Raw genomic sequence first — 12,719 nt, 5'->3', positions numbered from 1 at the left:
GCAAAATTGTCCGCCCGCCGCAACGGAACGGCGCCAGACATGGTTACGCCAAATTAACCACGTCCGTCCTAGCCTCGGGCCATGACGAGTCCCCACACTCCCATCACCCGCGCTCACAAGCGTACCCCGGTCGCCATCGAGGTGATCGTCAACGGCGTGCTCAACCAGATCGAAGGGCGCATCTGCGACCTTTCGGAAGGCGGCGCCCGCATCGACGGCGCGAGCATGCCGGCGCGATCCCGCTGCGAAATCCACTACGGTGGCCAGGTCGTCTACGCGATCGTCATGTGGTCCGAATTCGACCGCATGGGCGTGCGCTTTCCCTACGAGCTGTCGCACGGACCGCTGTTTAACGCGCTCGAACGCGCGCGCGGCGCCGCCAGCGCACATCCTGCGCAGATATTTCTGTCAAACCGCAGCCCAGGTTTCGGACGGCGCGGGCTGAGCTGAGCGATCAGAAGGGCGTGATGGTGACGCCGTCGCGCTCATTGTCCCAGATCATCGCCATGATACGCCACCCGCGTTCGGGGTCTTTGAATAGCTGGATCGAATTGATGCCGCGCCTCTCTGGCAGTGGGTCGTCGAGCGCCGAACGCGCTTCATAAGCGCTCCATACGTGCGCCATGTTGCCGAGTACGTCGATCCGCCGGGCAATTTCGAGCTCGAAGAAATCATTCTCGGCAAAGAAGGGCGTCGTATCGCGAGCATAGTCAGCGAGGCCCATGCTACGAAATATCGCGCGGCCATCGGCATCGACGCCCGTTCGGATCTGACGGGCCTCGGGATGGAAGCAATTATCCTGGCGCGACCAGTCGCGCGGCCCTTTCGGGCCAGAAATCATCGCATACATTTCGTCGACCACCGCGCCGATCGCAGCCTCTTCACCCATTGTGTCGCCCCTCTCATCAATCTCCCGCCGAAAGATGGTCGCTTTTCACGCCGCTGCAACCCGAAAGCGTGTCGCATCGATTACCCGCCTTGCCGCGTTCGCCTTTTGTGCCTAGCGTGGGGCAATGGCGCCCGATCCGCTCTCCCTCCCCGCGATCCACGCGAGCCATGTCGGCATCTGGATCGCCGACGCATCGGGCCGCGTCCAGCGCGTCGGACGCGGCGAAGCGATCGCGGCGGTCGCCGCAACCCCGCATGTCCTGCTCGGCGCGACGCTGACGGGCGACCGGCTGGGCTATCCCGAGCTGTCGGGGCTCGATCTGCTCGAACTCTTCGCCTTCCTCTTTCCCGCGCGCTTCGCGGTACCGACACCGGCGGGGATCGCCGCCGCGATGGGCATCGCCCCGCCCGATAGCGAAGCCGATGTTGCGGCGTTCCTGCCGCGCGCCGCCGCAGCGATGCTCGATCGCGCGGGCGATGCCGCGTGGCCCGAGCGCGAGGGCGCGTGGCACGGCCTGCAGGCGCTGTCGCGCCAGCGCTGGCCGTGGGCGCCGCTGCTGCAGCCGCGCATCGGCGCGCCCGAACGCAGCGAGCGCTGGCTGTTCGCGCGGCTGCCCGAATGGGAGGAAGCTGCCCCGCGCCCGCAGCCGCGCCAGGTAACGGTCAATCCCGACGATGTGACCGCCCGGCTCGACCGGCTCACCGGTGATGGCGCCGAACGCCGTGCGGGGCAGCGCGACTATGCCCGCGCCGCCACCGCGATCTTCGAACCGCGCGAACGCCGCGACCGGCCGCAGATGCTGGTCGCCGAGGCGGGCACGGGGATCGGCAAGACGCTGGGCTATCTCGCCCCCGCCAAGCAATGGATCGATCAGTCGGGCGGCAGCGTCTGCGTGTCGACCTATACCAAGGCGCTGCAACGCCAGCTGGCGCGCGAGACCGAGCGGCTGTACCCCGATGCCCGGACGCACCGCGAAAAGGTGGTGGTGCGCAAGGGACGCGAAAATTATCTCTGCCTGCTCAATCTGGAGGATGCGCTGCAAGGCGGCTTTTCGGGCCGCGCGGCCGTTCTGGCGCAGCTCGTCGCGCGCTGGGCGGCGTATACGCGCGACGGCGACATGGTTGGCGGCGATCTGCCCGGCTGGCTGCCCGCGCTGTTCCGCCGCAACGGCACGACCGCGCTGACCGATCGGCGCGGCGAGTGCATCTATGCGGGCTGCCCGCATTTCCGCAAATGTTTCATCGAACGCTCGACCCGCTCGGCAGCGCAGGCCGACATCGTCATTGCGAACCATGCGCTGACGATGGTGCAGGCCGCCCGGCCGCGTGACGGCGGCGCCCCCGCAACGCGGCTGATCTTCGACGAGGGCCACCATCTGTGGGATGCCGCCGACAGCATGTTCGCCGCCGCGCTCACCGGGCAGGAAGCGATCGAGATCCGCCGCTGGGTGTTGGGGCCGGAGGGCAAGTCGCGCGGCCGCCGCCGCGGTCTCGCCGCGCGCCTTGCCGATGTCGCGAGCTATGACGAGGCCGGCGACAAGGCGATTCAGGCGGCAATCGAGGCGGCGGGCCAGCTTCCCGGCGACGGGTGGCTCGCGCGCATTGCCGAGAACGACCCTTGGGGCGCGATCGAGCGGCTGCTCGTCGCGGCGCGCGGGCAAGTCTATGCACGCGGCGCCGATCCGAAAAATGCCGACAGCGGCTATGGTCTCGAGACCGAACTTGCCGATCCCGGCCCCGATCTGGTGGCGGCTGCCGCCGACGCGAGCGATGCGATCGAGGCGCTGCTGCGGCCGCTGATGGCGCTCGGCAAGCGGCTCGACGCGTTGGTCGACGATCCGCCCGACTGGCTCGACGGGCAGGCCCGCGCCCGTGTCGACGGCGCCCGCGCCAGCCTCGGCACGCGCATCGACACGCTCGGCGCGTGGCTGTCGCTGCTCGGGCGCGTCGGCGGCCCGGCCGACCCCGACTTCGTCGACTGGCTCGCGGTCGACCGTTTCGACGGGCGCGAATATGATATCGGCCTGCACCGCCACTGGCTCGATCCGGCGCGCCCCGTCGCCGATATCGTCTATGCGCCGGCGCAGGGCGTGCTCGTCACCTCTGCGACATTGCGCAGCGGCGCGCAGGCGGGCGACGACGCAGGCAGCGGCTGGTCCGACGCCGACATCCGCACCGGCGCGCGGCACATCGACGGCGGCGTCCGGCATTTCGCGGTGCCGAGCCCCTTCGACTATGCGCGGCAGGCCGAAGTGCTGATCGTCACCGATATTGCGCGCGGCGACCTCCCCGCCCTCGCCGGCGCCTACAGCCGCCTGATCGAAGCATCGGGTGGCGGCGCGCTCGGCCTGTTCAGCGCGATCCGCCGGCTGCGCATCGTCCACGCCCGCATCGCCGACCGCCTCGCACGCGCCGGGCTGCCGCTCTATGCCCAGCATGTCGACCCGCTGGACACCGGCACCCTTGTCGACATCTTCCGCGCCGATCCGCACGCCTCGCTGCTCGGCACCGACGCGCTGCGCGACGGAGTCGATGTGCCGGGTGAATCGTTGCGGCTCGTGGTCATGGAGGGGGTGCCGTGGCCGCGCCCCACCATCCTCCATGCGGCGCGGCGCGCGGCGCAGGGCGGCGGCGCCTATGACGACGCCGTCATCCGGGCGCGCATCGGGCAGGCGTTCGGCCGCCTGATCCGCCGCGCCGACGATTTCGGACAGTTCGTCATGCTGTCGCCCAGCTTTCCGTCGCGGCTGCTCAGCGCTTTTCCCGCCGGGACGCCGATCCGCCGCCTGCCGCTCGACGAGGTCGTGAACCATGTTGCGGCGGCGAACGGCGAACAGCGAAAAAGAGCGTTTGCTGCCTTTTCACCGTCATGAGTTTCCGGCAGAAGGCAGCGCAGCAGGGCTTTGGGGCCCGGGGGCTGGCGCAGCGGCGCGGGGAGAGATTTTGAAGACTTTGACTATCCTGCGTCATGCGAAATCGGGCTGGGACGCGACCGTCGAACGCGACTTCGACCGCCCGATCAACGCGCGCGGCCGTCGCGGCGCCGAACTCGTGGGCCAATATGCACGGCGGCAGGCGATGGCGATCGACCGCATCATCGCCTCGCCCGCGGTGCGCGTGACCGAAACGCTCGATCTGTTTCAACCCGCCGCCGGAATCGACGCAATCGAACCCGATTGGGACCGCCGCATCTATCTTGCCTCGTCGGCGACGCTGATCGATGTAATCCGCGACATCGGCAAGGACTCGCAGAATTTGCTGATCGCCGGGCATAATCCGGGGCTGGAGGACCTGATCCTCGAACTCGTCCCCGAATCGCCCGATGACGAACTGCGCGCCAAGGTCGAGGAAAAGCTACCGACATCGGCGCTCGCCCGCCTCGAACTCGACATCGCCGACTGGCGCGACCTCGATACAAAGAGCGCGCGTTTCGTTGCTTTCATCCGACCCCGCGACCTCGACGCATCACTGTCCCCCGCGATGGACGACGACTGAGGGGATTTGGCGGCTTCGAGGTGGGAAGCGGTAATTTTTGACCCAACCTCCAGTATCAACCCTTTCAGGCCTTCGGGCGTGTCACCTCACCGAACCAATCCCATGCACGTTCAGTGACACCGTTCGCGGTATGCGACTTGTGGCTGGACATGTCGGAAGGTGGATACAACCAGACGGTCCTCGGTGACATGCCTGATGACGTCAATTCGTTGCCCGCCGAATCATAGTCTTTTGTAAAAACCAGATCGCCGTCCATTATCTCCAGTATCTCTTTGATCGCGCCAACGGCAATACGAACGGCACGCTGGTCTTGATTCAACTCGCCCTGCCCAAATCGCCAACCCTCAATATGGGTGTGACTGATTTTCGTCGAAAGCATGATCTCGCTCTCTAGGATATGCGCGTTCAGACGCTCCAATGCACTGCAGGGCGACTGCCAAGAGTACCTCAACGCACCGTTGTTCAGGCGAATGATCTCAACTTCCCGGGCGGGAAGAAAAATTGCCGCCGCCGGAATGAACAGCTGTTCAATCCTGTTTGTTGGTTCGAGCGCTTGCATCTGACAAGCATTGCATCTTCTGGTGAAGCAAGTCCAATTGCTAGGAACGGCCGCGATCGTTCCCAGCCGCCCAAATTTCCCGATGCCAGCTTAGGCTAACACGTCGTGAGACCGGGCACGCCCCGATGCGGGCGCAGCGCATAGCCTTCGCCCTTGATCGTGTGCAGCATTGGCCAGTCGAAGCCGCGGTCGATCTTGGCGCGCAGCCGCGCGACATGAACTTCGACGCGGTTGGTGCCGGGATCGAAGTCGATCCGCCACACCGCCTTGAGCAGCGCGGCGCGCGACATCGGGCGGCCGGGAACGCGGGCGAGATGGGCGAGCAGGTCGAATTCGCGCTGCGGCATGCGGATCAGCTTTCCGGCGCGCTCGACGCGGCGGTCGATCAGGTCGATGCGCAGATCGCCCGCACCAAGCTGCCCGGCGGCCAATTGGCTGCGCCGGAGCAAGGCGGCGATCCGCGCCGCCACCTCGGGCAGGTTGCCGCGCCAGCCGAGCGCGTCGTCGGCGCCGCCGGCAAGCGCGGTCAGCCGGGCGGCGGGCGAATCGCGATCGGTCAAAACGAAAAGCGGCCGGCGCCCCGCGACCGAGCGCGCGAGACGGACGGCCGCAAGCGCATCGGCCGCCGCGGCGCCAGCCGATGAGCCCAGGAGCAACAGATCGAAACACTGGCTGAGCCAGGGGCGCAGCCCCGCGTCGGGGTCGGGCAGAATGTCGACCGCACAGCCCGCCGCGACCACCGTCGCGGCGATCCGTGCCGCAACGGCAGGCTCCGGATGATAGAGGGCGACGAGCAACTTCGTGTCGCCTTCTGCCGCCATCCCCGATGGATGCATCGTTCGCCCCTGCCGTGACGCAACTTCTTGTCGCGCCGCCGCCCCACCGGCATTGCACCGCCCCCCTGCTGTGCTAACCGGTAGCCATGACCAGTATCGAATTGCTTGACAGCGCCTTCGCCACCCTGCCCGACCTCGTTCGCGCCCACGCCGCCGAACGTCCCGATGCCGTAGCGGCCGCAGACCCGGCGCGGCGATTGAGCTGGTCCGAACTGGATCAGATGGTCGACCGAATCGCCGCGCGGCTGCAGCAGGACGGACTGGCGAAGGGCGACCGGACGGCGATTGCGGGCCTGAACAGCGTCGAACAGATGGCGGTCATTCTCGGCACGCTGCGCGCCGGCGGCGTTGCCGGGCTGATCACCAACAGCGCAACGGGCGAGCAGATGGCGGCGATGATCGCCGATACCGGGGCGCGTCACCTGTTCCTCGACAGCGCCGCGTCCGCAGGCCTCGAAGGCCAGACCGTCACCGCCAGCGATCGCATCGCAATGGACGGCAGCGACGTCGGCGTCGCGCTGGACGAATGGATGGCGCCCGCAGGCACCACGCCTGCGGCGGTCACGATCGATCCGCTCGACGGCTTCAACATCATCTATTCGTCGGGGACGACAGGAACGCCGAAAGGGATCGTCCACAGCCACGCGATGCGCTGGCAACACATCCAGCGCGGCGTTCCGGCCTATGGCCCCGACGCGGTGACGATCCTGTCGACGCCCCTTTATTCGAACACGACGATGGCAAGCTTTCTGCCCACGGTCGGTTCGGGCGGGCAGGTCGTGCTGATGAAGAAATTCGATGCGCGCGGCTTTCTGGAGCTGGCGGAGCGCGAACGCGCCACCAACACGATGCTCGTTCCCGTCCAGTACCGCCGCATCATGGCGCTCGACGATTTCGAGCGTTTCGACCTGTCCAGCTTCGTGATGAAATATTGCACCTCGGCGCCCTTCGCCGCCGAGCTCAAGGCCGACGTGCTGAAGCGCTGGCCGGGCGGCCTCGTCGAAATCTATGGGATGACCGAAGGCGGCGCGGCCTTCATCCTCGAGGCGCATCAATTCCCCGACAAGCTGCACACCGTCGGAAAGCCCGCACCGGGTCATATCGCTAAGGTCATCGACGAAGAGGGCCAGGAATTACCGCAAGGGTCGGTCGGCGAAATCGTCGGTCGCAGCCCGGCGATGATGACCGGCTACAACAACCGCCCCGATGCGACCAAGGCCATGCACTGGCACGATGCGGAAGGGAATCTCTTCTATCGTCATGGCGACATCGGCCGCTTTGACGAGGACGGTTTCCTGACCTTGATGGACCGCGCCAAGGACATGATCATTTCGGGCGGGTTCAACATCTTCCCGAGCGACCTCGAGGCGATCCTGCTCGCCGACGACCGCGTGGTCGAAGCGGCGGTGGTCGGCATGCCGAGCGAGGAGTGGGGCGAAACCCCCGTCGCTTTCGTTGTGCTGAAACCCGGCGCCGATGCGGAAAGCGTGCGCGCCGATTGCAACGCCAAGGTCGGCAAGACCCAGCGGCTGAGCGCGATCACCACCGTCGACGAACTGCCGCGCAGCCCGATCGGCAAGGTGCTGAAACGCGAATTGCGCGACGCCTACGCCCGGTAGACGGAGCGCGAATTGTTCAGATGGGGCGCCGCTGTCTCAGCGCAGCGCCGCGGCCAGCCGCTCGCGCAGTGCCACCAGCGCGGCGACCGGAATACCCTTCGCTTCACTGTGCGACGCCCGCGCGACCGGGACGTCGCGGGATATCGCGGCAGCGCCGTCGGGTTCCGACGACAACGCCTTGCGGGCGCCATCGACCGTATAGCCCTTCACGTGAAGCAGGTGATGGATGCGTTCCGCCAGCGCGATATCGTCGGGCCGGTAATAGCGCCTGCGGCCCGACCGCTGGAGCGGCCGAAGCTGGGGAAAGCGCGTTTCCCAGTAGCGCAGGACGTGGGTCGGCACCCCGATACGGTCTGCGAGCTCGCCAATGGCAAGCATCGCTCCGACCGCCTTGCCGTCCCCGTTGCGGCTATCGTGATCGCCCATCGGATACGACCGGCTTATTTGCCCGCAACGCGGGCGCGCATCGCCTGGCTGGCGCGAAAGGTCATCACCCGGCGCGGCAGGATCGGAACCTCGATCCCCGTCTTGGGATTGCGGCCGACGCGTTCGGCCTTGTCGCGCAGCACAAAGGTGCCGAAGCCCGAAATCTTCACATTCTGGCCCGCGGCCAGCGCGTCCGACATATGCGCGAGAATCGATTCGACGATCGTCGCCGATTCGTTTCGCGACAGGCCGACCTGCTGATTGATGCGCGCGGCAATGTCGGCGCGGGTAAGCGTTCCTGCTGTCATAATTGACCCCTCCCCTCCTGAAGCGGATGCACAAGAGGAACCCAGACAGCCCCCACCGTCGCGAGTCCCGGGATTATATGTAACAAAAGCGAATTAATCCGCCAAACTTAAACGGATGGAGCGTGGAGTTGATGCGACGAGCGTCGAAAGCCCGTTCGTGGACTGCAAAAACTAGACGCGCAGGACCGCCGCACCCCAGGTAAAACCGCCGCCCATCGCCTCCAGCACGACCAGATCGCCGCGCTTGATGCGCCCGTCGCGCACCGCAAGGTCGAGCGCCAGGGGGACCGAGGCCGCCGACGTATTCGCATGCTGATCGACCGTCAGCACGACATGGTCGGCGGGCAGGCCCAGTTTTTTCGCGGTGGCGTCGATGATGCGCTTGTTCGCCTGATGCGGAACGACCCAGTCGATATCCTCGGCCTTCAGCCCGACGTCGGCGAGCACCTCGCCCAGCACATTGGCAAGATTGGTGACGGCATGGCGGAACACTTCGCGGCCCTGCATCCGGACATGGCCAACGGTGCCGGTGGTCGAGGGACCGCCGTCGACGTAGAGCATGTCGCAATATTGCCCCTCGGCGTGCAGCCGCGTCGCGAGGATGCCCTGGTCGTCCGCAACGTCCTTTGCCGACAACACCACCGCCCCCGCACCGTCGCCGAACAGGACGCAGGTCGTGCGGTCCTCCCAATCGAGGATGCGACTGAAGGTTTCGCTGCCGATCACCAGCGCATGCTCGGCGGCACCGGTGCGCAGCATCGAATCGGCGACCGAGACGGCATAGAGAAAGCCGGAACAGACCGCCGCCACGTCGAACGCGATGCAGTCTGGCGCGCCGAGCAGCGCCTGGACCTTGGTGGCGGTGGCGGGGAAGGTGTTGTCGGGCGTCGCGGTCGCGACGATGATCAGGCCGATGTCCGCAGGCGACAGACCCGCCGCCTTCAGCGCCTCACGCGCCGCATCGGCGCCCAGCGTCGCGGTCGTTTCATCGGGTTCGGCGATATGGCGAAAACGGATGCCGGTGCGTTCGACGATCCATTCGTCGCTGGTATCGACGCGTTCGGCGAGTTCGGCGTTGGAAACGCGGGTGCGCGGGAGCGCCGAGCCGGTGCCGGCGAGGACAGCGCGCCGGGTCATGCCGCGGCGTCGCTGCGGAAATTGGCAAGATCCTCGGTCACCTGGCGTGTAATGTCCTTTTCGACGAGTTCGGCGCACAGATGCACGGCGTTCGCGACGCCCTTCGCATCGGCGCTGCCGTGGCTCTTGAGTACCACGCCGTTGAGGCCGAGGAACACCGCGCCATTGTGATTATTGGGGTCGAGATGGTGGCGCAGCAATTCGGTCGCCGGCCGCGAGATCAGAAAACCGATCTTCGACCGCACCGACGAGGTGAAGGCGCGCCGCAGCAGATCGGTCACGAACCGCGCGGTGCCCTCGATCGTCTTGAGCGCGATATTGCCCGAAAAACCGTCGTGGACGACGACGTCGACATTGCCGCGCGACAGCTTGTCGCCCTCGATGAAACCCGCGAACTCCATCGGCAGCCCGGTGGCATCGCGCAGGATCGCGGCGGCGTCGCGAATTTCGTCGGTGCCCTTGAGCTCTTCGGTGCCGATATTGAGCAGCGCGACGCGCGGACGCTCCAGCCCCATCGCGGTGCGCGCATAGGCTGCGCCCATCACCGCGAACTGGACGAGATTGTTGGCGTCGCAGTCGGTGTTCGCGCCGAGATCGAGCATGACGACGTCATTGTCGCCGAGCGACGGCAGCAGCGCCGCGAGCGCCGGCCGGTCGATGCCGGGCATGGTGCGCAGCGCCAGCTTCGACATCGCCATCAGCGCGCCGGTGTTGCCCGCCGAAACGGCGCCGCCGGCATCGCCGCGCTTCACCGCATCGATGGCGAGCCCCATCGAGCTGCCGCGGCCGCTCCGCAGCGCCTGGCTGGGCTTGTCCTCGCCGGACACGACCTTGTCGGTGTGGATGATGTCCGACGCGGCGCGCAGATTGGGGTGGTTGTCGAGCGCAGCCTTGATCTGCTGCTCGTCGCCGACGAGCAGGAACCGCAGGCCGTCGTGCCGGTGGCGCGCCATGGCCGCGCCGGCGAGCATCACGCGCACGCCGACGTCACCGCCCATCGCATCGATCGCGATTCGCGGTGTAAGGCTCATACCAACGCCCTCCGGCTAATGCTTAGGCGCCAGCCGAAACCACTTCGCGGCCGTTATAATGGCCGCAGGCGTTGCAAAGGTTGTGCGGACGCTTCAGTTCGCCGCAGTTCGGGCATTCCTGATAGGCCTCGACCTTCAGGCTGTCGTGGCTGCGACGCATGCCGCGCTTCGAGGGCGAGGTTTTTCGCTTGGGGACGGCCATTTTAAATCCTGCATTCTCAAATGTTTATACGAATCGGCAAACCCGGTGTTGTCACCCCCCGATGCCGGGGAATGACTGGCCCGCCCGCCGCGCCGAAAACCATAGCTGCCTTGGAACTGCAGTATAATCTTCCGCCGGAAGGTGCCTCAACGCCTGATGGTGTCGGGTGCCGGATCGGGCGCGGCTATAGCGTTTTTGCCCGCAAAGGCAACCCCCTCGCCGCGCGTGGGAACCCGGGCTGATGCACCTTCCCCGTCGCCCCTTGCCGTGGACGCGCGCCGGTGCCACATCTGCACCCGGTCGCGCCAGCACGAGCGCCGACCGATAACAAGAGGGGGAATTTCATGTTCATGTTGCCGATCAGCCTGACCATCGCCGCGGGCGCCGCCCTGCTCAACCTCTGGCTCGCGACCCGCGTCGGGCGCGTGCGCGGACAGGAAAAAGTCTCGATCGGCGACGGCGGCAACGACCGGCTGATTCGCCGCATGCGCGCGCAGGCCAATTATGTCGAGAATACGCCCTTCGTCCTGATCCTGCTTGCGCTGGTCGAACTGGGGATCGGCTCGTCGATCTGGCTGTGGGCGGTGGGCGCGCTCTATCTCGTCGGGCGCATCCTGCACGCGATCGGCATGGACGGCATGATGTGGGGCCGCATGGTCGGCACCGTTATCACCATGCTGACCCTGCTCGGGCTTGCGATCACCGCGCTGCTCTCGGTCTACCTGACCCCGACGAAATTCGTCAGCACCGAAGTCACCGAAACCGTCGCCATCCAGCCGCAATAGAATGGCGCAAGCGGGGCGGCCGCCTCAGCCGCCCACAACGCCGTCGGCGACATAGGGGTTGGTGCGCCGTTCCTGTGCAAAGCTGCTGTGCGGACCATGGCCGGGCAGGAAGATGGTATCGTCGCCGAGCGGCCACAGCTTGCCGGTGATCGAATCGATCAGTTGCTGGTGATTGCCGCGCGGGAAGTCGGTGCGGCCGATCGACCCCTGGAACAGCACGTCGCCGACGATCGCGAGCTTCGAGGGGCCATGATAGAAGACGACGTGGCCGGGCGTGTGACCGGGGCAATGGATGACGTCGATCGTCAGATTGCCGACCGTCACCGTGTCGCCATCGACCAGCCAGCGGTCGGGCTCGAACACCTCGCCCGTCATGCCGAAGCGCGCGCCATCCTCGCCCAGCCGCTCGATCCAGAAACGATCGTCCTCGTGCGGCCCTTCGACCGGCACGCCCAACTCCCGGGCGAGCACCCCCGCCTGCCCGCAATGATCCATATGGCCGTGGGTGACGAGGATCTTTTCGACCTCCACCCCCGTCTGCCGGATCGCCTCGCGCAGCTTGGGCAGGTCGCCGCCGGGATCGACGAGCGCCGCCTTGTTGGTTTCGGTGCACCAAAGGAGGGTGCAATTCTGCTGAAAGGCGGTGACCGGGACGATGGCGGCCTTGAGCGGCGGGTTGGGAGCGTTCATGCTCGCAGATGTGGGGAAATGCCGCGCATATGGCAAGCAGGGGTGCGAGGGGAGCGAAGGATGAAGAAACGTCTGGTTGCGACCGAGAAATGCTATTTCTCTCGGCTGCTGGCAGCTCTACAATCTGCCGTAGCTCGACGTTTTAGGTTGTTAGCGTCCGCGCTCGTGGTGTAATTTCCGGTGTAGGCGATGGTGTATTCCGGGGTGGGGCATGCCCCACCCCGGAATGCGGCGTCGCTGGTGGCCACCGGGTTCATCGTTATGGTGGAGTTTGCACACTTCAACCGTGACGAAGAGGAGTTCCCGATGACCGAGGACAGATTACTGATCGAAGAGCTTGCTGCGAAGGGCGGCCAACCGGATTTTTTGCGCACCATCGCCGAGAACGTGCTGCAGCTGATCATGGAGGCCGACGTTGATGGCCTGATCGGCGCGGGTCGCCACGAACGCAGCAGCGAGCGCGCGACCTGGCGCAACGGCTATCGCGACCGTTCGCTGGATACCCGGGTAGGCACGCTGAACCTGAAAATCCCCAAGCTGCGTGCTGGGTCCTACTTTCCGGGCTTCCTTGAGCCCCGCAAGATGGTCGAGAAAGCGCTGGTTGCGGTGATCCAGGAAGCGTGGATCGGCGGGGTCAGCACCCGGCGGGTCGATGAACTCGTCCAGGCCATGGGCATGACCGGCATCTCCAAGTCCACCGTCTCCAAGCTTTGCAAGGACATTGACGAGCGCGTCCATGCCTT

15 protein-coding genes are annotated in these 12,719 nt (G+C 66.2%); 6 read left to right on the top strand and 9 right to left on the bottom strand.

Annotated features, from left to right (window positions below; translation table 11 throughout):
- The first annotated feature begins 81 nt into the window (after positions 1 to 81).
- Positions 82 to 450, top strand: a complete 369-nt coding sequence (locus tag STE01S_RS17645) for a PilZ domain-containing protein (protein ID WP_082813410.1) — start codon at positions 82 to 84, stop codon at positions 448 to 450.
- Between the two features lie 4 nt (positions 451 to 454).
- Here STE01S_RS17645 and STE01S_RS17640 read toward each other — a convergent pair whose 3' ends face one another.
- Positions 455 to 889 (bottom strand): hypothetical protein, encoded by a 435-nt coding sequence (locus STE01S_RS17640; RefSeq protein ID WP_062770153.1) that lies wholly within the window; start codon positions 887 to 889, stop codon positions 455 to 457.
- Positions 890 to 1,013: 124 nt separating this feature from the next.
- Between STE01S_RS17640 and STE01S_RS17635 the strand changes: the two genes are divergently transcribed.
- Together STE01S_RS17635 and STE01S_RS17630 are read left to right on the top strand one after the other, a co-directional pair.
- Positions 1,014 to 3,761: an ATP-dependent DNA helicase gene (locus STE01S_RS17635; RefSeq protein ID WP_062770150.1), complete on the top strand. Its 2,748-nt coding sequence runs from the start codon at positions 1,014 to 1,016 to the stop codon at positions 3,759 to 3,761.
- A gap of 70 nt (positions 3,762 to 3,831) precedes the next feature.
- Positions 3,832 to 4,383, top strand: a complete 552-nt coding sequence (locus tag STE01S_RS17630) for a SixA phosphatase family protein (protein WP_062770147.1) — start codon at positions 3,832 to 3,834, stop codon at positions 4,381 to 4,383.
- A 64-nt stretch (positions 4,384 to 4,447) separates the two neighbouring features.
- On the opposite strand, the gene STE01S_RS17625 is transcribed toward STE01S_RS17630, so the two are convergent.
- Both STE01S_RS17625 and STE01S_RS19850 read right to left on the bottom strand, forming a co-directional pair.
- Positions 4,448 to 4,942 carry a hypothetical protein gene (locus STE01S_RS17625; protein WP_062770144.1) on the bottom strand — a complete coding sequence of 165 codons (495 nt, stop codon included), beginning with the start codon at positions 4,940 to 4,942 and terminating at the stop codon, positions 4,448 to 4,450.
- A gap of 95 nt (positions 4,943 to 5,037) precedes the next feature.
- The gene (locus tag STE01S_RS19850) at positions 5,038 to 5,763 is read right to left on the bottom strand and encodes a response regulator transcription factor (RefSeq protein ID WP_082813409.1); all 726 of its coding nucleotides are present in this window, start codon (positions 5,761 to 5,763) and stop codon (positions 5,038 to 5,040) included.
- A 101-nt stretch (positions 5,764 to 5,864) separates the two neighbouring features.
- Between STE01S_RS19850 and STE01S_RS17615 the strand changes: the two genes are divergently transcribed.
- Positions 5,865 to 7,397 (top strand): class I adenylate-forming enzyme family protein, encoded by a 1,533-nt coding sequence (locus STE01S_RS17615; RefSeq protein WP_062770141.1) that lies wholly within the window; start codon positions 5,865 to 5,867, stop codon positions 7,395 to 7,397.
- A 36-nt stretch (positions 7,398 to 7,433) separates the two neighbouring features.
- On the opposite strand, the gene STE01S_RS17610 is transcribed toward STE01S_RS17615, so the two are convergent.
- The 5 genes from STE01S_RS17610 to rpmF form a co-directional block, all read right to left on the bottom strand.
- Positions 7,434 to 7,823 carry a MerR family transcriptional regulator gene (locus STE01S_RS17610; RefSeq protein ID WP_003047681.1) on the bottom strand — a complete coding sequence of 130 codons (390 nt, stop codon included), beginning with the start codon at positions 7,821 to 7,823 and terminating at the stop codon, positions 7,434 to 7,436.
- Positions 7,824 to 7,837: 14 nt separating this feature from the next.
- Positions 7,838 to 8,131 (bottom strand): integration host factor subunit alpha, encoded by a 294-nt coding sequence (locus tag STE01S_RS17605; RefSeq protein WP_003047685.1) that lies wholly within the window; start codon positions 8,129 to 8,131, stop codon positions 7,838 to 7,840.
- A gap of 171 nt (positions 8,132 to 8,302) precedes the next feature.
- Positions 8,303 to 9,268, bottom strand: coding sequence for a beta-ketoacyl-ACP synthase III (locus tag STE01S_RS17600; protein ID WP_003047689.1), 966 nt, complete (start codon positions 9,266 to 9,268; stop codon positions 8,303 to 8,305).
- Positions 9,265 to 10,299: a phosphate acyltransferase PlsX gene (gene plsX, locus STE01S_RS17595; RefSeq protein WP_003047692.1), complete on the bottom strand. Its 1,035-nt coding sequence runs from the start codon at positions 10,297 to 10,299 to the stop codon at positions 9,265 to 9,267. The genes STE01S_RS17600 and plsX overlap by 4 nt, the downstream gene beginning before the upstream one ends.
- A 22-nt stretch (positions 10,300 to 10,321) precedes the next feature.
- A complete protein-coding gene (rpmF, locus tag STE01S_RS17590; RefSeq protein ID WP_003047695.1) occupies positions 10,322 to 10,501 on the bottom strand; it encodes a 50S ribosomal protein L32 in 180 nt (59 codons plus the stop codon).
- 344 nt (positions 10,502 to 10,845) lie between these two features.
- Here rpmF and STE01S_RS17585 point away from each other — a divergent pair, with 344 nt between their 5' ends.
- Positions 10,846 to 11,286, top strand: a complete 441-nt coding sequence (locus STE01S_RS17585; RefSeq protein ID WP_062770138.1) for an MAPEG family protein — start codon at positions 10,846 to 10,848, stop codon at positions 11,284 to 11,286.
- A 24-nt stretch (positions 11,287 to 11,310) separates the two neighbouring features.
- Here the strand turns inward: STE01S_RS17585 and STE01S_RS17580 are convergent, their stop codons facing one another.
- Positions 11,311 to 11,976, bottom strand: coding sequence for an MBL fold metallo-hydrolase (locus tag STE01S_RS17580; protein WP_062770135.1), 666 nt, complete (start codon positions 11,974 to 11,976; stop codon positions 11,311 to 11,313).
- A 306-nt stretch (positions 11,977 to 12,282) separates the two neighbouring features.
- On the opposite strand from STE01S_RS17580, the gene STE01S_RS17575 reads away from it, so the two are divergent.
- On the top strand, positions 12,283 to 12,719 hold a 437-nt coding region (locus STE01S_RS17575; protein WP_174531851.1), incomplete at its 3' end, for a transposase.

This window comes from Sphingopyxis terrae subsp. terrae NBRC 15098, from assembly GCF_001598815.1.
Lineage (GTDB): Bacteria > Pseudomonadota > Alphaproteobacteria > Sphingomonadales > Sphingomonadaceae > Sphingopyxis > Sphingopyxis terrae.
This window is presented reverse-complemented; position numbering and strand designations above follow the sequence as displayed.